At 48.2% G+C, this 16,923-nt stretch carries 24 protein-coding genes; 2 read left to right on the plus strand and 22 right to left on the minus strand.

The genetic code is table 11. The features are described 5' to 3' along the window. Positions 1–13 precede the first annotated feature (13 nt). The 10 genes from HWQ47_RS21265 to HWQ47_RS21310 all read right to left on the minus strand — a co-directional run bounded on the left by HWQ47_RS21265 (position 14) and on the right by HWQ47_RS21310 (position 6,234). Positions 14–283: a phage tail assembly protein gene (locus HWQ47_RS21265; RefSeq protein ID WP_269968000.1), complete on the minus strand. Its 270-nt coding sequence runs from the start codon at positions 281–283 to the stop codon at positions 14–16. After that, positions 280–996 carry a phage terminase small subunit gene (gene gpM, locus HWQ47_RS21270; RefSeq protein ID WP_269968001.1) on the minus strand — a complete coding sequence of 239 codons (717 nt, stop codon included), beginning with the start codon at positions 994–996 and terminating at the stop codon, positions 280–282. Before gpM ends, HWQ47_RS21265 begins: the two co-directional genes overlap by 4 nt. An 11-nt stretch (positions 997–1,007) precedes the next feature. Further along, positions 1,008–1,373 carry a phage tail tube protein gene (locus tag HWQ47_RS21275; RefSeq protein ID WP_269968002.1) on the minus strand — a complete coding sequence of 122 codons (366 nt, stop codon included), beginning with the start codon at positions 1,371–1,373 and terminating at the stop codon, positions 1,008–1,010. 14 nt (positions 1,374–1,387) lie between these two features. Beyond that, positions 1,388–2,536 (minus strand): phage tail sheath subtilisin-like domain-containing protein, encoded by a 1,149-nt coding sequence (locus tag HWQ47_RS21280; protein ID WP_269968003.1) that lies wholly within the window; start codon positions 2,534–2,536, stop codon positions 1,388–1,390. Continuing rightward, positions 2,533–2,712, minus strand: coding sequence for a DUF2635 domain-containing protein (locus tag HWQ47_RS21285; RefSeq protein WP_269968004.1), 180 nt, complete (start codon positions 2,710–2,712; stop codon positions 2,533–2,535). The genes HWQ47_RS21280 and HWQ47_RS21285 overlap by 4 nt, the downstream gene beginning before the upstream one ends. After that, entirely contained in the window at positions 2,713–3,246 is a 534-nt protein-coding gene (locus HWQ47_RS21290; RefSeq protein WP_269968005.1) for a phage virion morphogenesis protein, read from the minus strand. Next, positions 3,243–3,710, minus strand: a complete 468-nt coding sequence (locus tag HWQ47_RS21295) for a phage tail protein (protein WP_269968006.1) — start codon at positions 3,708–3,710, stop codon at positions 3,243–3,245. Before HWQ47_RS21295 ends, HWQ47_RS21290 begins: the two co-directional genes overlap by 4 nt. Then, entirely contained in the window at positions 3,711–4,169 is a 459-nt protein-coding gene (locus HWQ47_RS21300; protein WP_269968007.1) for a head completion/stabilization protein, read from the minus strand. Between the two features lie 108 nt (positions 4,170–4,277). Next, positions 4,278–5,312, minus strand: a complete 1,035-nt coding sequence (locus tag HWQ47_RS21305) for a phage major capsid protein, P2 family (RefSeq protein ID WP_269968008.1) — start codon at positions 5,310–5,312, stop codon at positions 4,278–4,280. Between the two features lie 55 nt (positions 5,313–5,367). Then, the gene (locus HWQ47_RS21310) at positions 5,368–6,234 is read right to left on the minus strand and encodes a GPO family capsid scaffolding protein (protein ID WP_269968009.1); all 867 of its coding nucleotides are present in this window, start codon (positions 6,232–6,234) and stop codon (positions 5,368–5,370) included. A gap of 114 nt (positions 6,235–6,348) precedes the next feature. Between HWQ47_RS21310 and HWQ47_RS21315 the strand changes: the two genes are divergently transcribed. Both HWQ47_RS21315 and HWQ47_RS21320 read left to right on the plus strand, forming a co-directional pair. Further along, complete coding sequence (locus tag HWQ47_RS21315) at positions 6,349–8,154, plus strand: terminase large subunit domain-containing protein (RefSeq protein ID WP_269968010.1); 1,806 nt, start codon at positions 6,349–6,351, stop codon at positions 8,152–8,154. 10 nt (positions 8,155–8,164) lie between these two features. Further along, complete coding sequence (locus HWQ47_RS21320) at positions 8,165–9,133, plus strand: phage portal protein (RefSeq protein ID WP_269968011.1); 969 nt, start codon at positions 8,165–8,167, stop codon at positions 9,131–9,133. A 146-nt stretch (positions 9,134–9,279) separates the two neighbouring features. Here HWQ47_RS21320 and HWQ47_RS21325 read toward each other — a convergent pair whose 3' ends face one another. From HWQ47_RS21325 to HWQ47_RS21380, 12 genes are all read right to left on the minus strand, one after another. Further along, complete coding sequence (locus HWQ47_RS21325; RefSeq protein WP_269968012.1) at positions 9,280–9,699, minus strand: hypothetical protein; 420 nt, start codon at positions 9,697–9,699, stop codon at positions 9,280–9,282. Between the two features lie 213 nt (positions 9,700–9,912). Next, positions 9,913–10,320, minus strand: coding sequence for a DUF5675 family protein (locus tag HWQ47_RS21330; RefSeq protein ID WP_269968013.1), 408 nt, complete (start codon positions 10,318–10,320; stop codon positions 9,913–9,915). Beyond that, positions 10,317–10,553: a hypothetical protein gene (locus tag HWQ47_RS21335; protein WP_269968014.1), complete on the minus strand. Its 237-nt coding sequence runs from the start codon at positions 10,551–10,553 to the stop codon at positions 10,317–10,319. The genes HWQ47_RS21330 and HWQ47_RS21335 overlap by 4 nt, the downstream gene beginning before the upstream one ends. 143 nt (positions 10,554–10,696) lie before the next feature. Continuing rightward, complete coding sequence (locus HWQ47_RS21340; RefSeq protein WP_269968015.1) at positions 10,697–10,858, minus strand: hypothetical protein; 162 nt, start codon at positions 10,856–10,858, stop codon at positions 10,697–10,699. Then, positions 10,855–11,910, minus strand: coding sequence for a phage tail-collar fiber domain-containing protein (locus HWQ47_RS21345; protein ID WP_269968016.1), 1,056 nt, complete (start codon positions 11,908–11,910; stop codon positions 10,855–10,857). The genes HWQ47_RS21340 and HWQ47_RS21345 overlap by 4 nt, the downstream gene beginning before the upstream one ends. 83 nt (positions 11,911–11,993) lie before the next feature. Then, on the minus strand, positions 11,994–12,404 hold the full coding sequence (locus HWQ47_RS21350; protein WP_269968017.1) for a hypothetical protein: 411 nt from the start codon (positions 12,402–12,404) through the stop codon (positions 11,994–11,996). Between the two features lies 1 nt (position 12,405). Beyond that, positions 12,406–13,434 (minus strand): hypothetical protein, encoded by a 1,029-nt coding sequence (locus HWQ47_RS21355; RefSeq protein WP_269968018.1) that lies wholly within the window; start codon positions 13,432–13,434, stop codon positions 12,406–12,408. 17 nt (positions 13,435–13,451) lie between these two features. Further along, a complete protein-coding gene (locus HWQ47_RS21360; protein ID WP_269968019.1) occupies positions 13,452–14,441 on the minus strand; it encodes a phage tail-collar fiber domain-containing protein in 990 nt (329 codons plus the stop codon). Continuing rightward, positions 14,438–14,992: a hypothetical protein gene (locus tag HWQ47_RS21365; protein ID WP_269968020.1), complete on the minus strand. Its 555-nt coding sequence runs from the start codon at positions 14,990–14,992 to the stop codon at positions 14,438–14,440. The genes HWQ47_RS21360 and HWQ47_RS21365 overlap by 4 nt, the downstream gene beginning before the upstream one ends. Next, positions 14,974–16,026, minus strand: coding sequence for a baseplate J/gp47 family protein (locus HWQ47_RS21370; protein ID WP_269968021.1), 1,053 nt, complete (start codon positions 16,024–16,026; stop codon positions 14,974–14,976). Before HWQ47_RS21370 ends, HWQ47_RS21365 begins: the two co-directional genes overlap by 19 nt. Continuing rightward, on the minus strand, positions 16,023–16,415 hold the full coding sequence (locus HWQ47_RS21375) for a phage GP46 family protein (protein WP_269968022.1): 393 nt from the start codon (positions 16,413–16,415) through the stop codon (positions 16,023–16,025). The genes HWQ47_RS21370 and HWQ47_RS21375 overlap by 4 nt, the downstream gene beginning before the upstream one ends. 6 nt (positions 16,416–16,421) lie before the next feature. Next, positions 16,422–16,916, minus strand: a complete 495-nt coding sequence (locus HWQ47_RS21380) for a phage baseplate assembly protein V (RefSeq protein ID WP_269968023.1) — start codon at positions 16,914–16,916, stop codon at positions 16,422–16,424. Between the last annotated feature and the right edge of the window lie 7 nt (positions 16,917–16,923).

Below are 16,923 nucleotides of genomic sequence, written 5' to 3' on the forward strand. Positions count from 1 at the left end.
TCGAGTTGCCCTATTACCGCCCAGTGTCCACGAAAAAACTGGCGATTTGCACCATGAGCAGTGGAAAGTTATCCACTTCCATGTTCAACAAATCACGCTCATTGAGAATGCTAATTCGTGGCAGTAAAGTACACGCGGTATCAAAATCCATTTCCACAACTTCCGGAAGTTTCAATCCACGCAGATCCCCCGCGTATGGCTTACGCAAATCAACAGACTCAATCATCACACCGTCTTTTTCAAACGGCACCGCCAGCTTCACATTCACTATCTTTGCACTCATTCGCTTCCCTTCAACTCTACTGTCAATTCTTGCACCCGGGTTTTACGCCCACCACGATTTGGATCTATCTCCATCACTAATGTGAACAGTGATAGCGCCACCTTTTTTTCGCCTTGTTGATCCATTAAATCCCCCGCCAAGCGAAATATTTTCACTTTCAGCGGGGCGTTGACGGCAAGCTTGCCTTGGGTAATGTCGTTAACAAGGCCCAGTAAAAAGGTCGGATTAAACAACACTTTCTCCGTGTGCGCGCTATGTGAATACTTAAACACAATGTCACAAAATGCCGTCTGGCCGTTTGAATTCCAGCGCTTAGGCGCACTTAGGCCGCGAAGTACCGCCGCCTTGAAATCATTGTGAACAACATCAAGCGAACCACAGTCCACTTGCCACAAAAAGTGCCACCACACCAAATCCAGCCCTTCAAGACTCTCCTTTGTGGCGAGTAGGTTGACGACTGTCGCCTGGTATTTTTTGATGAGTTCTTTTCGAAACGCATTCTTTTCATCAAAACCGGCAAGCGTGCGAACAAAGTCCAAATCAATGTCCAGCATTCTCTGAACTTCATCCCACGGTTTGCCCTGCAGAGGATCGTGAATGACCTCGCCAGTGACGACCGGCAGCTCGACCTCCTCATGAGGGGGATGTGACGCCTCCTCGAGCGCGGCTTTTGCCTTGGCGCGTGCCAGGCGTTTTTTAAGTAAAGTCAGCATGACCATTCCTTTTATTGAGGGATTAATTCCGTGCCCACAAACATGACATCGAGCTGACCATCTTTGATAGCCAACTCTAAAGGCTCACTCACCCACGCATTCATCAAGGTGTAGCTTTTACCGCTATTGAGATTCAGCGTGAGGTTTTCACCCACAAAGTTGCGTATCGCGTCTTCATCGGTGGTGCCAGCGTGCATGATGGTGACTTTGATACTGGGCGCCATAGCAAATTCTTCCGAAAAACCAAGCACACCAGCATCACCCATCACCGGTGTGCGCGTTACGCCCCCAAAGGACACCGTGCCACCTTCTTTTGTGGGTAGGCGCCCCAATGAACCTGCATCTAAAAAACCACGACTGGTTGCTTTAGTACTCATCGATTACTCCGGTATTATTTTCGAAATTGGATCTTGCCGGCAACGATAATCAAACCGTTGACGAACTGCGGGCTATCTTGATAATTGAGGCGCTGTTTATTGTTGGCATCGAGTTCGGCAATGAGCGTTTTTTTGTACCCCTCAAAATCTTGCACAATGCCAGCGTATTCCAATGCTTTGTACAGTGTCAGCAACTCACTCTTGACCATGCTCGGTGTCACGATAGCCTGACCTTGCGCAAAGCTTGTGCCGTCTTTGGCTAGCTTATGACGACCGTAGCGGCTTAAGATCAATGAACGCTGTTTTTCACGAAAGTACATCGCTGTTGCCGGCGTCATCACATCTAAATAGCTATCATCAGCCACGCCAGCAGCATTCTCGGTGTACGCCGTCACGACGCGCTCAACTTGAACTGAACCCGTGGCTGTCACCGTGTAGGTGCTCATACCTTCATGCAATAGCAAGTTGCGCTCAGACCAATCAAATTCACTGCTCGCCATGGAGTACACCCCATTAATCACGAGTGTTTGCAAAGGGCGACAAGGATCATTTGCGAGTGATTGTGCGATTTGCCCCGCCCACGCGGCGAGCACTTCGGCATCTGTCAGCACGTTATTAGCAGCGTCACCAAGCGCATTAATGGACATAAAGCTAATCAATGGACAGTTAGACTTAGCGCCAAAGGTCACCAGCTCTGCGTGCAATCCTTTTTTGGGGACATAGGCAAGACCTGGGATCATGCTTAACGCGTCATACCGCGCTTCTAAAAACTCACCAAGTTCGCGTATTGAGGTGTCATCATTCAGGGCGCAGATGAGGTGGTGATATTGCGTGTCGCCCAGTGAGGCCAACGCCATCATCAAGTCAGCGTCTGCCACGCTGATGGCGTAGATAGGCAATGTGATTTTCTGCTTATCCAGGTAGTTCATCATCTTGGCAATATCAGAGCCGGCACCAAACTGTGCAATGGCCACCTCTTTGTTCATACAAAGAATAACCTTGTTAGCCGGTGTGACGGGTACGCCATCGACAGGGACCAATGCATTACCGATCACCAATATGGATTGTTGCTGCTCGGCACTGTTTGCCAAGCTGTTATCAATCTCGATATACACGCCAGGCACTCGGGCATTTTTGGGCACTTCACTAAAACTAATGCTCACAACTTCTCTCCTTGCTTTTTCTTATCATTCATTTCAATCACAGAGCCGTCTTGCAACCGGCGCAGCCAGTACACATTGCGTGGCTTACTCTCACCTTTTTGCGCAAGTGCCTCTCGAGTCAGGGGATCGCGAACGAGTAACGTCTCACTAGCAGGTTTGATTTTTATCTGTTGCATTTAACCCTCCACATTCTTAAGTAATTCAGCGCTCATCATGGCCATCAGTTCACGTTCAAGTGAGGGCGTCCAGCCGATAAACGTTCGCTTCGCCATACGGTAGTTATTCTTTTGTCGCCTTCCGCCTTCCCACTGATGGGTTCTTGAGTTGTAAAACCCATTTATGCGAGTGGTAAATGACAGGGTGGCGCCTTCGTTGTGCTCACGGCCAATTTTGGCAGCAAGCCCCGTTAACCCAACTTCAAAGCCGTCATTCGTGGCATAGGTCTGTAGAGAGCGACTTAACCCCATCAACATGTTGCTAGCGCTTTTGGTATTGAATACCTCTTTTTGCGCTAAACGTGAACGAGTCCCGCGTTTGCTCGAGCGAGGTTGATAGGGGGTGCCGTCAATATCACGTTGCTGTCGTATTTGAGCGCGAAAAAATTGCCTAGAGCGATTAGCAAGCGTTCGATTCAGGGCTAATGCTTGCGATGGACTTAGCGCCATCCCTTCAAGCATCGCGGTGAGGTGTTCGGGTGTGGTCAGTTTCATGGGCAGAGCCCCTCATCGATGACGCCAACAAACATCAGCGGCGGGAGCTCTGACTCAATCGCGGCCAGCGTAAAGTCACTCACGCACTCAAAGCATGCATCGCCTTGCTGCCACACACCGGCATCGCTTTCGACTAGCGAGTAGGACTCTTGGATTGAGATCTTAAACTTAATGTCAAAATGGCCGTTATCAAGACGCTGGGTCGCAAACTGAGGCGCATCAAGCCCCTTGTTTGAGCGGTCAACATCGTATTGATTAAGCCAGTTTACCAGGTGCATCATCAGCATTTCAGGCTGCACATTGACGTCACTCAGATTGACGTTAACGGTGTAAACGACCTCAAACCCATCAATAGACACACCTTGTGTACATTCAAGCCGGCCGTCTTCCGCCCACACCTCAAGGTTCTTGGCATCAACAATCGATTGGGTAAATAATTCCGTCAAACTTTGTAATGCTTTCATCTACACCACCTCAAAGGTATAGGTGGCTTTGCCATACAGGAGTAAATCCACCGCTTGGCGATACTGCACCAAACAATTGTCGGCTTTTTGCTGCAGTGCTTCTTGCCTGTCTGCCGCCTCTGCGGTGGCATCAGTACTGAGTTTATTACCCACAATGGCATGGGCAGCAAGTGACAGGACCGCCTGTTTATACAAGGTCGTTCCCGTCTGCGGCTCACCAAACCAGTGAGTTGAGACAACATCCAGCGTGCCATGCTGCGTAACTAATTCGTTTAACTCTGAATTGACGGTGACACGCGCAATGGTTAAGTAATGCAATATACCCATCTCACTCTCATTACTCAGAAAATGGTAAATACCTTGAAACTCAGCAACGTTAATTGATGGGTACTGTGCAGTAGCGGGTAGGTGACTTTCATGCACTTCATTTTTGTCACCCACAAATGACATACGGGTCATAGACAGTCCTTGAAATACAGGCTCACCGCATGACACATGACAAGAAACGCATTTTCTTGTTTGTGCAATCGAGAGCCTGTACGGGGGTTGGTCAGTTAATCGGGTGCGTTACACCCATTTGCCATCAATTAAAATTTTCACGTTATCAAACTCAACGGCTGCCGCTTTGCCCAGCTCCTCGATAACATACGCCATGTTCATGGATTCGAAGTTTTCAACTTGGTCACGCTCATCGTTCTTCTTACCGACAGCGCGACGAATAGAGCCGCTTTGAATGTAAATTGACAAGTTTTTATAGCTGGTGACTAAGATGCCACTCGGCGGGAAACCTGGCACGGATACCGCTGGCAATCCGCCGTAAGTACCAATGACTTGTAACTCTTCGATCTTTGATTTCTCGCTGGGCGTATTGCCTTGCTTTGCGTAAAACTTAGCTTTCTCATTCGCCAACAGATCGGAACCAATAATGGCGATAAGATCGGGTGCATTGATGCAAGGGTCGCTCAGCAACTGCTTGACATTCATAACGGCTAAATCAAGATTAATGAAGTCGCCACCTTCACCAATACGGATCTCACCTAGCACTTTTCCTTCTTTCATCATTGCGCCAGTATTGTGCTCACGCAGTGCCTGGAACCAGCCCTTGCACACGTCTTCACCATTGGGGTTCGTGGTTGCATCCGTGTTGGGCACACAACTCGTGCCGTAAAAACCAATCGTGACTTTGTTTGCATCAATTTGCTCTCGCGTTTGCGTAGCAATGATGGCCGCAAAGTTCTTAAGATGTGCAAACGCATCAAGCTGGCTATAACGAATGTGTGTATCGAAGTTAGTCTGCTCGCACAAATACGGCATGGGCTTCAAATTGTGCACACTTTTTGTTTTACGTATTTTATCTGCAGTGGTATCAGTTCGGCCGGCAATCATCCCTGTCACGCCAAGCCCTAATGCTTCACCTTTTTGATTGAGCACCGGCACGATGTTAATGCGACCTAAGAACCAGTTACTTTCGCGCATCTGAGCAACGATGCGCTGGGTAGCAGTAGGATCGACGCTAAACTTTTCTGTTGCATCAGCGACACCGTACTTTTTAGCGACGGCCTGCACGTACTGATTGAGTTTGACCTTTGTGGCTTCTAACATGATTTATTCACTCTAAAAGAAATATTGTTCAGGATTGAGTCGTTATGGGTGCGACTTACAAGTAGTCATCATCAGCGACACCACCGGCTAAGGTTCGCCCACCTTCATCCGTTTGTTGGCTCAATAACACTTTAAGCTCACTCACTTCAGCGGTTAACAGCTCAACTTTTGCGGTTAACGCTTCATCAACGTCAGTGTTGATTTCACTCTCTTCAAGCTTAGTGAGCTCAATAGCCACCTCATTACGTTGACTAGAGAGCTTTTCGACTGCAGCGGTTAATGTATTGAGCACAGTGCTTATCGTTTCATTTTGCTCTGCATTTTTTGCCAATAACGCTTTGACTTCTTTGTCCACGCTCAACTCCTCTTTATCATCTTGTTCAGAAAATTCTTGTCTCTCGCTAAGGAAACTCACGAGTCGGCTTAGCAATGTTTTGGCTTGGTTTTGGTCGAGTTCTTCGGTGTCAGCGTCTTCAGCAAGCATCATTTTTTTATCAATGGTTGCGCCAGTACACAGCATAATTTTGCCTTTATCAGCAGGCTTTCGAGCAGAGAGGTGCATTGCCGTGGTCCCTAAAGAAGCGGGGCTATCGGTCAACGCCAACCCGGTTAGATAACTTTTGCCGGTATTGAGGTAATTTGGCTCAATCTCACACGAGGTGTGCAGCAATTGGTCGCGTTCTATCGTGGTCAGCAGCTTCGAGTTGGGCTTAAGGACGGCCCACAACTCATTACCACGTTTCTCTACGCTCAACACCGAGCCGCACTTATCACTCCAAGACCAGTGCTCTTCATTGATGCGTGCGTTATAGGTCTTTGGGTTATACAGCTCAGCGATGTCATCGATGACTTGCTGCTCAACATGGCGACCATCAATGGTGGGGCCTGCCGTTAAAATACAAATCGGCTCTGATTGAAACATGCGCTCTTTCTCCTCATTTAGTGCCTCAATTTAACCAACATCGCTTTCCTTTTACAGTGCCAGATATTCTAGATAGCCGTACTAGAACAGGGGGTTACTGAGCCATTTCAATTTATGCCGCACACTGCGCTCATCGATATTGAAAGCACGGCAACAATGAAGAGTAAAACGCCAGCCTTGGTTGAAAAGCCCATCTACACGCAAGCACAAACTCAGGCGCTGGGTTTGTATTTACGTCAGTACGAGACCAAAGAGATAAGCGATGAGTTGAGCGTCAATGCGCGCACCGTTCAGCAGTGGATCTCTCGATTTGGCTGGAAAAAAATGCGTGATGACGCCCCCGTTGAATTGATGCTTCGCCAGCGCATTGCGTACTTATTGTGGATTGACCAAAAGCACGCATCGCAGCTTTCTGAACTTGAGATGCTACTCGAACAGAAGTACAAGCGTGATGAAGCGATTGAGCGTAAAAAGCGAAAAACCCATCACGATGAGGGCAGCGCGCCGACTCGTGGGCGCCCCAGTAACAAAGTTAAAAATGATATCTCAGGCATTACGGCTGAAATGTTGGCTGAATTTCGTGAGAAGACCTTTTTCGGGTACCAAAATGCGATCCATAGTCACAAGTGCAATGACGACATTAACGAGTTTCGTTTTTACCTGAAATCTCGCCAAATAGGCTTAACGTATTATTTTGCCTTTGAGGCATTTGAAGATGCGATTTTAAGCGGCGATAACCAAATATTCTTATCTGCGTCACGCAAACAAAGTGAGATATTCAAAAACTACATACGCCGATTTGCTCTCGAGATTGGTGATGTGGAGCTCAAAGGAAAAGACGAGCTATGGCTCAGTAATGGCGCTTGTCTGAACTTCTTGTCAACCAACGCCCGAACCAGCCAAGGCTTTAATGGTCACCTGTACTTTGATGAAGTGTTTTGGATCCCCAGGTTCCAAGAGTTGGACGATCTTGCCGGTGGCATGTCAATACAGGATAAGTACCGAACGACTTACCTCTCTACACCATCAAGTACAGCCCACGAAGCCTACCCTAAGTGGGCGGGATCTAAAGAGTTAGGCATTGATATCAGCCATAAAGCCCTTAAAAAGGGCGTCATGGGTGAAGACGGGATCTTCCGTCAAATGATCACCGTTGATGATGCCATCAAAGGGGGCGCCAATTTCTTTAACATGGATAAGTTGCACCGCAAATACCCCATAAAAAGCATTTTTGACAACTTGCTTCGCTGTATCTTTTTGGATGACTCCGCCTCCTTTTTCAACATTAACAGTCTGCTTGCTTGCAAGACTGACACCTCTAAGTGGAAAGACGTCAACCTTGAGGCTGTTCGCCCCGTTGGCGATCTTGAGGTGCTGGTCGGGTATGATCCTAGAGGTGGTGGACAAGGTGATGGCTCTGATGATGCTGGACTGGTCGTCGCGTTAAAACCGCTTAAAAAAGGCGGGGTATTTCGATTTTTAGAACGTATTCGACTTAAAGGATCCAGTTACGAGCAACAAGCTAAGGCTATTGAGGAGATAGTCAAAAAATACAATGTCGTGCATTTAGAGATGGACACCAGCGGCGTAGGCTCAGCCGTGGCAGAGCTGGTGCGGAAATTCTACCCCAGTTTAAAAGAGGTGGATTACAGCCCTGAGGTGAAACGCATGATGGCGTACAAGGCCCGCGAGATCATTAACGCCGGTCGATTGCAGTTTGATGACAGCTGGGATGATGTTGTTCACTCCTTTTTGATGATACGGCAGCACACGACCAAAGCGAGCAACCAAATCACCATGATCTCCGCGCGCACCAAAAAAGGCTCACACGCTGATTTAGCCTGGGCTGCAATGCATGTATTGCATTGGGAGCCTATTGATATTTTAAACAACAACGAAACCACTATCGCATTCTTGTAAGGAGCGAACCTTGATCACCTTTGATACCCCCGAAAGCGTCATGAGTGCCGACATACTTAATTACATGGAGGTGGCACTTATCGATGGCGTGTACGAACCCTCAATCCCGCTTGATACCCTCGCCAAAGCGGTGAGGGCCAACCCCATGCACGGCTCTGCGCTGTACGTAAAGGGCAACATGGCCAGTAGTGCGGTCGTGTTATCAAGCGTAATGAAAAAGCGTGACTTTAGGCGGTTCATGGCGGATTTCTTAACGTTTGGTAATGGCTATTTGCAGGTTGTGCGCAATGGGCTTCGTGAGATTGTCGCCATCAAGCACTTGCCGGCGCTGTACATGCGCCGAAAGGAAAAAGTAGATGAGTATTGCTACAAGCCAAAAGTGTTCAGTAGTGAGGGGGAAGTTCATTATCGCCCAGGACAGGTATTTCACTTAACTGAATACGATGTATGCCAGGAGCTTTATGGCCTGCCGCAATACATTGGCGCCCTGAGTTCAATTTGGTTAAATGAGGACGCCACCCTGTTCAGGCGTAAATACTACCGCAATGGCTCACATGCCGGCTATCTGCTGTATATGAACGATGCAAGCTTAACGGATGATCAAGACAAAGAGATCAGGTTAAAGCTCTCGACTCAAGATGCCTTCAAGAACTTGTTTGTTAATGGCAAGGGTAAAGATGGCAAAAAACCGGAGTTAACGCCTATTGGGCAGGTCGAGGCGAAGGACGCATTCAAAGCCATCAAAGACACCACCACCAGTGATGTCTTGGCCAGTCATCGTATTCCACTGGATTTGATGAGTATTGTTCGTGAAGGGTTTACCACCAGTAGCGATCTTAATAAGGTGGATCGCATTTTCTACAAAAACGAATTGGTGCCGCTGCTAGAGTTAGTCATGGAGCTTAACGAATTTGTTGGGTTGGAGGTGGTGATCATCAAAGAATACGAGGGGCTAGAGCCCCCCACTAAGGTTGAGTGACTTCCCAGAGTGCACGATGCTTTGCGCGGCACGCTTGATACAGGACAATCACCGCTTTTTTCCACTCAAAATGTGCGCCCTTATCCACACTGGTTGGTATAGGAAGGGACACGCAAGGTGCCGATAGGGCGCTGTCAATCCGCTTATCAATGGGCGTTGGCGCTACGGGTGAGACGCTGTAACTCGCGCAGCTCGTCAGCGTCAATGCCAACAACGCGCACAGGACTTTCTTGTTCATCATGAATAACCTCACTCTTATTACCAAGGGTTACTTTGGCCTCGATAGCGAACTCAATGATCTGCTCAGTTTCAACCGCATCGACGACATCAGGCTTGTTGAGACTGTTCAAAAAATCCGTTTGATTAGCCATGAACCCACTCACAATGGCCTCCTCTTTGGCAACGTATTCATTTGCCACGTTGATCGCCGCATCCGCTTGTTTGATGGTGCTTTCCTGCAGTTGGCTTAACGCCGTGTTGAAGCCGCTATCATATCCTTCGCGATAGATTAAGATCAGTGCTCCCAGCAAACCCACCGCCGCGAAAATGATAACTTTAATCTGCATTGAACGACCTCCCCGTGTCCATGTAGAACTTACAAAAACCAATGAACACACCCGTAATGGCCGCGTATTGTACGAGTGCAAACTCACTGTGCTGGTTGATGGGGATGGAAAAGAAGTACGCGTTAAACTCAATCCACACCCACCCCACAAACACACTCATTAAGCGTGGCCATACGCGCCACTTGTCAAATGACTTGGCTAGCACAAGGCACGTCATAATCGTATTATCTCCAGTACGGATTTATCAGGCAGTTGTTCCATCAGCATATCGAGTGCGTCACGACTATTCGCAACCCCCCACTGGGTCGGGTGAAAGCTCATGCCTGGTGCGATACATCCCGATAATTGCTCAGGCCAGTTAGCAACATGCATTAAGCAGTGAGTGCGCTGACTCGGCCCTTCGACGGTCACGCCCACATTCGGATTTTCAAGCGCAAAACATGCACCAAACTTGGGTGAAATATGTTTTTTCAGGCTGTATGTACCCGCAGGGATACAACTTATATTGGGCATGTTATTTTCAAATTGACGCTCGACAGTGACACACAAGATTTCCCCCTGATAAGTAAGTTCACCAAATGTGCCGGTGCGGAGTGATTTAGTTATCAATGTTAGTTTCATAACACCGCCTTAGTCGCCGCAAATGCTGCCGTAAGCAGTGAAGCCAGGATTAACCTGACTAACCATGTTTTATCAGATTCCAATCGCCCAATACGCTCCGAATGAGACTCCTGTTTTGTACGAGTCTCCGTTAGTGACTCGAGCATCTGGCGTAACATAATATTTTGCTCACGCGTCAACTCCACCAAATTGTTCATGGTGGCGTCGATGCGTGCGATCTCTTTGTCTGACATATCAATCCCTAACTGGTTATTTGGATTGATGATACCGCTTGCGAAAGGGGTTAAGAATGAGCGCTTTTTCTACATAGCCTATATAGAAACCAAGTATAAATACTGGGTCGCCACGTATGCTCAAGTAATGCCTTACACAAAGACTACGCAGCGGTTCCTATTGCGACTACCGTTGTATCGAGTTCATCCCCATCAAGATTAACTCCTGTTTGACCGTGTGGCTGTATGAGTTTACTCGCTGCCATTGATTTATCGTGCTTTGGATATCGTTCTCCATGTACTCGTTGTTGTGCAGATATCGTCATTCAATGCGCAAAAACATATAAACAGTTAGGTGCCTACCCCTAACGTCTATCGTCGCGTCTTTAACACCCGCATTCGACACGCTCACTTCGCCAGAGGGAGTCCCGCCTGACACTTCCCCTGTGTTACCCCCTGCAGAGCCGGATGGTGATCCAGATGTAGGGTCTGTTGTTCCATCGTTGGGGCGTGTGAGCGGCGTTCTTTCATCTTGTGGGTGCGCGTGAGGTGGAAGCTTATCCCCACTAAAACTAGCGGAGTGTGTATGCAGCAAGAGTGGCACTAGTGGAGTGTTTGTACCTGACACTTTATTGACATCGCTTGCTGTTTGCGTTGTTAACAGTGTCATGTCAGCACCTTGCATTTCCCAAACGCCCGGGTAGCCATACGTATCAGGGCTGGCCGCATTAACCGTAATAAGTACGTGACCAATCGGATATAACCGTTCAACCGTTAATAATGTATTCTCTATCGCTTTTATTAACCCTTTTTTATCAAGCGTTAACGGTGATACAAACTTAACTTCGTCCTTGCTCGCCGCGACGTCTTCAGCACTTGCTGCAAGCGGTATTTTCTTTTTGACTGACTCAATAGCCGCATCAAGCTCATCATGTGTTGGGTGGGTGACTGATGTGTCCCTGATCACAACGACATTCTCAGCATTTGATAGTACGGTTTGAATATTGATGACATAGGATGCGACGATCGACGCTTCGGGGTCTACGAGCATCGGTCTATATGCACTAATGAGAATGAGCTCATTATCTTCGTCGTATATGCCGACACTGCAGATCCAATGCCCTTGATGCTCAGGCGTTTTGTTACTTATCGTGGCACCGCCCCCGATAAAGCCTGCATCGGGGTGACGTTCGAGCCCCAATCGTGCCCACTCATTAGGCACCTCAGTCGCATCAACATTAGGGCGAACATAGTTAATATCGTCAGCATCAACACCGCCAAACCCCATCTGAGTGAGCGTGACCGTTTTATTAAGCTGATAATACTCTTCTATCTTTTGCTGACCGCGTTTAGTTACGATTGTATAATATTCATTCATGTTTACGTTGCTCACTGACTGTAAAACGAGTTAAGGTTTCAAGGGAAAAGTCACGCTGGCCGCGTCTTCATTCGTGCCGCTGATTAATAGGTTGCTTCCCAAGCCGCACGAAGCGACGTGGTATTGGTTGCCTCGCATACCGCTCTGAGTGACTTCGGAACATTGAGTGTTGTCGCAAGCGCACGCAGCGAGATTTCCAGCGGGGCCACAGTCAACACTTCAACATTGACCTGTGAAACATTGAAATGTGACTGCTCTGTGGTTAACACTTCAACATTTGCTTGAGTAATATCAACCCCGCTGTATGTGGTTAGCACCTCGACACTGGCAACTGATACGGCCATTGGCGATTGCTCAGTCGTTAACGCTTCAACACTCGCTTGAGTGATATCAACGCCGCTGAACGTGGTTAATACCTCGACACTGACTTGCGCCACATCCATGGGCGCTTTTTCAGTCGTTAATACTTCAACGTTTGCTTGCGTAATGTCCATGTTACGTCCGTAAAATCAAGCTAGCGCCGTCATTCAAATCTCGCTCCCAGCTGTACTGAGGATGAGCGACCCCGCGAATAATGTTGGTTCTTAACTCTGCGGTGGCGCCGATAGTGGTCAACGCTGACTCGTTTGATGCTCCTACTTTTCCAGCGTTAATCTGCATCACACCACTGCTGTTATCACTGCGCGCCCTGATGTGGTAGTTAACCAGATGAACCGATTGCACATCATTGCTTATCCTATATTTGCCCTTGGCTGCATTCGCGCTTTGTATGCCAGTGCTGTCGTTTAAGTCATTAAGGGCTGTATGCTCAGGCTCTGCGCCTTCCACAGACCAGGATGTTTCTAGCACTTCCGTTAACGGCAAGCACTTTACTTTTGCTGATGCCAATATCACATGATTAGCGGCTGATGTTTCAACATGCGTGTAGACATCATCAATCACGATAGCGCCCGATTGCGTGGCCGCATATACCACCCTTAACGGCATGTTGGAGCGCGCTTTACTGGAGAAACCCAGTAGTTGAACACCATGTAAATACACACGCGTCCAATACGATGAAGACGCCTGGACTGCTGTTGTGGTTCTAAACTCGAAATACAGCCAATTCGCTGGCGAAAATGAGGTGATGTCCGTTGTTTTCAGCACGCCTTGGTATTTTTCATATAACCACACGCTGCCGGATTTGATGATAAGGGCGGTATAGTCCTCGGTTGCTAACAACTCCGTGAGTGTTATCGCTGTATCGGTATAGAACGCGCCACAAATTAACGCCTCATCAGCAGGAGCAAGCTGGGTATACTTGATGGCACAGCCCACAGATAGCGCCCACGGACCGACACGATTATCATCCGGCGAATACGATAAGATTGTCCTGGGTGTCATTTGCAACGCTTGCCCTGAGCCTCGCCCCGCAACGATGGTCGCTGCATCCGGTGACGTCACGTTAAACGGATAGATTTGGTTGTTGATAGTGTCACTTTCACCCACGGTATCAAAACCGATGGCTAATTTTTGATTAAGCATTTTTTATTCTCCTTCTTTCACGAATAATTGATGATGCTGACATCACTCGTTGTTCTGATGTATCCATTGACGTACACATCACCAGGCGGCAAACCAATGAGCGGTGACCACCCCAGAGCTTTTACATCAACAAAGCCACGACCGTTTCTAACAAACATAACGTTGCTTCTAACGTCATCGCTATCCAAGTCGATAATGGTCAGTTTTTGACTGAAATACCCCGTTCCGTTATCTGTCTCGATAAGCAGTTGATAGGTAGCTGTATTAATGGGTTCATACAGTGGACGGCCTACGCCATCGCTTACCGTCGTTAATTCACCCGCGCTGGTTGTTAACGTACATTTGCCATTGAGTTGCGCGTGGATCTCATTGTTCAAATTTGCGATGAGTGCGGACTGCTCAGTCAGATCAACCGTTGCCCCACCACCTGCGTTTTTTATCTTGTCTGCGAGCTCTAGCAGTGCAGACTGTGCATTGGTCCCGTTCAATCCACTCATCCCAGGCACGAATGCAATCGCGCTTGCGGTATGTGCCGTTTCGCTTTCGATGTGCTGATTTAACGCTTTAACACTGGCGTATTGCTTTGATATATCGACACTGACCGTTATTTGGTTAATGCTGGACAGGGGTAAATGCACTGAGATAGCGCGCTCAGTAAACAGGGACACCAGAGTCGGTGCCATGGAGCACCAAACGATTAACTCCCCGTCAGAGTCAATCAATCCCACTTCACGCAACCATTGACCGTGATATTTCTCGATCATGTCGGCAGACATAAATATCCCCGCCCCGAAATAATCACTCGGGCGTTCAGTGATGGACTCTCTGCCGATCTCTTTTGTTAATTGGGTGCCATCAATCGACGGCGTGACGGCATGGCCATTTCCATCGCCCAACACCATTGCCGTGATCGTGAGTGTTTGACCTGCGGCTAACCCATTAAGCTTATCTATCCCCACTTGCGTGACGACAGCGTATTGCTCAGGATCAAGATTAAGGGTTGTCATGTTAATCGTATCTCCACATCTTCAAAAATAGTGACATAGGGCGCGGCATATACAGCGCCGTATACCTTAGAGCTTTTGGACTTAGGGCCAATCGTGACCTCATGCACCACCGTTTTATAGGCACCGACATACACCTTTAAAGGGGCCTTACTTGCGGTTGCGTCTAAGATCCAATGAAAATCAGTGTGCGGCAAACGCACTTCAATAAAAGCCGGCATCACCTTGTCATAGGGCCAACTTGCATCAACATTGACAGTGATGAGATTTGGGAAAGCTGGATCGTCAACCACGTTGCCACGCGCGCCAGTCTCTGTCATAAGATGTTGATAGTCGGCTAACCGCCAACCAAACAACTCATTATCAACCTCTGCCAGTAATGCGAGTTGTACTTCGTCATGCGTCACCTTAAAATCTGCGCCCATACCAGCAATAAGATTATTGAGTTCGGTATTGGTTGAGTCTTGCCAATACTGACCTTTAGGCAGCAGTTGACGCACGGCATTAGCAAAGTCGTCATCATTGCGATCAATAATTAAGTCAGAGGTGTCCATGTTATCTCCCCTAGCGTGTGGATCTCGTTGTTGGCAATAAACTGCTCTTCTGTTGGCCGCCGCACCAGGTAGTTGCTTGTGATAGGCGCGATGGCGATAACGATTTCGGTCGGTGAAAGCGACACCGGCCTTGGTGGGATCACTGAATGGTCGCGCTGCCCCATCTTTTGCATAAACAGCGCGTCTAATGCCTTGGTAATGTCTGCTTGGATATGCTCATCTTGAACATTTTGGATCTCAATATTGACAGGCTTTTGAGTGGGCAACATGACGGTGGGGTGGCAACCGGCAAGACGCACGCTCTCGATGTATGCTTGTACGGTATCGACGACCGCAAGCGGCAATGCGGGGTTTTGCTGCCTTGTTCCGATAAACACCTGCACCATGCCAAGCTCAGGAGTGTTGTCTAACGCCCAGGCATAATCGACATCGGCATGCGCAGAACGCGCCCACGCCTCATAATCACTACGACGCCCAACAAGTACACCTTGGTTATAGGCCATACAGATCCGTTCACGCCAATGCTCAATATCTTCAATGTCAGCACCGCCATTGATCTCAACACTGAGTACATCATTAGGGCTGATGCCACTTATTGCCTCAGACAGTGTCAGTACGGTATCGTTTGGCAGGTTGCTTGACACGCCTGACATCAATGCAATGACCTCGACATTCACATCGCTGTATTGCTGATTAAGGGTGAGGTATTCATTACCCGATGGCGCAACAACAACCGAACCTTTTGGAATGAGTACCACCTCGCCAAGTTGCTTGAATCGCACCCACCCGCGAGCAAAACTTGGCAATAATCGCTCAACATCGTGACGCTGTGCGTGAAGGTACAACCATGGCTCTGAGGCCGTTTCAGGGGAGAGCTCTCGAAACAACTGGTCCTGATAACCATATTGGCCATAACTGACACCGGCGATGGCGCACGCAATGGCATCAATGGCGGGGTTATGTTGCCCTGTTTTGGCGATAAGGGTTGATTTAGCGCGTTCAACCAGTGCGCTTAGACTTCGTTGTGTACTCATAATGGGATCTCTAAACTTGTGGCATCGTTCATGTTAACCGTCACCACTCTACTGATAGCGGTGCCTGATAAGCGCTTAACCTCAACACTGAATGACATAATATGTCCCTCGTCAACGAGCCACTGCAGGGCGTCATCGATAAAGCTTTTTGCACGAATAACGGTTTGCTCTGTTAACTTCTCTCGAGAGAGTGTCCAATCACGAGAGCCGATAGCCGGCACATAGACCTCATGCCAGCAGCCCCCGCGCTCATTATTTTCCATGCGCGCGCGGTCGTTTGATGTCGAGCGAGCATGATTAAGCACACTCTGTAATACCGCATGGGTTAACCCTTCAATGGTGGTGAGTGGGGCCGTTAGTGCACCAAGCGTGAATTGATGTTGTCTCATCTCTCTTTATTTCCCCGCAAATACGGTTGTCGAGCCATCGACATGTGGCTTTTTAGTAACGGGACAAATGCTTTCGCAGGTGATCACCCCCGCACCGCCATTGAGTTTGATACTTTTGCCATTAGCCATGATGTCACCACCTGCAGTGACACTGATGTCTTTCTTGGCGATAACTTCCACGGTTTTATTGGTTGTAATTAGGATCCCGTTTTTAGTGAAATGCACCAGATTGCCTTTATCATCGAGCATGGCCACTTCACCTGGTTCTAATTCCATTTCATAACGCTCGTCTTCAACGCAATACGCCACGCCACGAGCCCGAACGCCACCAAGAAACAATAAGTACGAACGCGCCCCCACGTTGGGGCGACTCATGAAACCGTAATTATGGACTCGCTTAATGCGATCACTTGTTCGCCCTGTTGTGGTCTTAATTTGCAGCACCTTCGTGTCAACACCAGTCACGTCACCAATAGCAAAAATATTCTTGAGCCGGCTCATGAGTCGA

This window comes from Shewanella sp. MTB7, assembly GCF_027571385.1.
Taxonomy (GTDB): domain Bacteria; phylum Pseudomonadota; class Gammaproteobacteria; order Enterobacterales; family Shewanellaceae; genus Shewanella.

Excerpts from the sequence above, each read along its gene's own strand:
- HWQ47_RS21370 (WP_269968021.1), bottom strand. The coding sequence starts at position 16,026 with ATGAGTACACAACGAAGTCTAAGCGCACTGGTTGAACGCGCTAAATCA.
- HWQ47_RS21310 (WP_269968009.1), bottom strand. The coding sequence starts at position 6,234 with ATGTTTCAATCAGAGCCGATTTGTATTTTAACGGCAGGCCCCACCATT.
- HWQ47_RS21375 (WP_269968022.1), bottom strand. The coding sequence starts at position 16,415 with ATGAGACAACATCAATTCACGCTTGGTGCACTAACGGCCCCACTCACC.
- gpM (WP_269968001.1), bottom strand. The coding sequence starts at position 996 with ATGCTGACTTTACTTAAAAAACGCCTGGCACGCGCCAAGGCAAAAGCC.
- HWQ47_RS21380 (WP_269968023.1), bottom strand. The coding sequence starts at position 16,916 with ATGAGCCGGCTCAAGAATATTTTTGCTATTGGTGACGTGACTGGTGTT.
- HWQ47_RS21325 (WP_269968012.1), bottom strand. The coding sequence starts at position 9,699 with ATGCAGATTAAAGTTATCATTTTCGCGGCGGTGGGTTTGCTGGGAGCA.
- HWQ47_RS21295 (WP_269968006.1), bottom strand. The coding sequence starts at position 3,710 with ATGAAAGCATTACAAAGTTTGACGGAATTATTTACCCAATCGATTGTT.
- HWQ47_RS21290 (WP_269968005.1), bottom strand. The coding sequence starts at position 3,246 with ATGAAACTGACCACACCCGAACACCTCACCGCGATGCTTGAAGGGATG.
- HWQ47_RS21345 (WP_269968016.1), bottom strand. The coding sequence starts at position 11,910 with ATGAATGAATATTATACAATCGTAACTAAACGCGGTCAGCAAAAGATA.
- HWQ47_RS21355 (WP_269968018.1), bottom strand. The coding sequence starts at position 13,434 with ATGCTTAATCAAAAATTAGCCATCGGTTTTGATACCGTGGGTGAAAGT.
- HWQ47_RS21340 (WP_269968015.1), bottom strand. The coding sequence starts at position 10,858 with ATGACGATATCTGCACAACAACGAGTACATGGAGAACGATATCCAAAG.
- HWQ47_RS21350 (WP_269968017.1), bottom strand. The coding sequence starts at position 12,404 with ATGGACATTACGCAAGCAAACGTTGAAGTATTAACGACTGAAAAAGCG.
- HWQ47_RS21330 (WP_269968013.1), bottom strand. The coding sequence starts at position 10,320 with ATGAAACTAACATTGATAACTAAATCACTCCGCACCGGCACATTTGGT.
- HWQ47_RS21315 (WP_269968010.1), top strand. The coding sequence starts at position 6,349 with ATGCCGCACACTGCGCTCATCGATATTGAAAGCACGGCAACAATGAAG.
- HWQ47_RS21285 (WP_269968004.1), bottom strand. The coding sequence starts at position 2,712 with ATGCAACAGATAAAAATCAAACCTGCTAGTGAGACGTTACTCGTTCGC.
- HWQ47_RS21265 (WP_269968000.1), bottom strand. The coding sequence starts at position 283 with ATGAGTGCAAAGATAGTGAATGTGAAGCTGGCGGTGCCGTTTGAAAAA.
- HWQ47_RS21305 (WP_269968008.1), bottom strand. The coding sequence starts at position 5,312 with ATGTTAGAAGCCACAAAGGTCAAACTCAATCAGTACGTGCAGGCCGTC.
- HWQ47_RS21365 (WP_269968020.1), bottom strand. The coding sequence starts at position 14,992 with ATGGACACCTCTGACTTAATTATTGATCGCAATGATGACGACTTTGCT.
- HWQ47_RS21335 (WP_269968014.1), bottom strand. The coding sequence starts at position 10,553 with ATGTCAGACAAAGAGATCGCACGCATCGACGCCACCATGAACAATTTG.
- HWQ47_RS21300 (WP_269968007.1), bottom strand. The coding sequence starts at position 4,169 with ATGACCCGTATGTCATTTGTGGGTGACAAAAATGAAGTGCATGAAAGT.
- HWQ47_RS21275 (WP_269968002.1), bottom strand. The coding sequence starts at position 1,373 with ATGAGTACTAAAGCAACCAGTCGTGGTTTTTTAGATGCAGGTTCATTG.
- HWQ47_RS21360 (WP_269968019.1), bottom strand. The coding sequence starts at position 14,441 with ATGACAACCCTTAATCTTGATCCTGAGCAATACGCTGTCGTCACGCAA.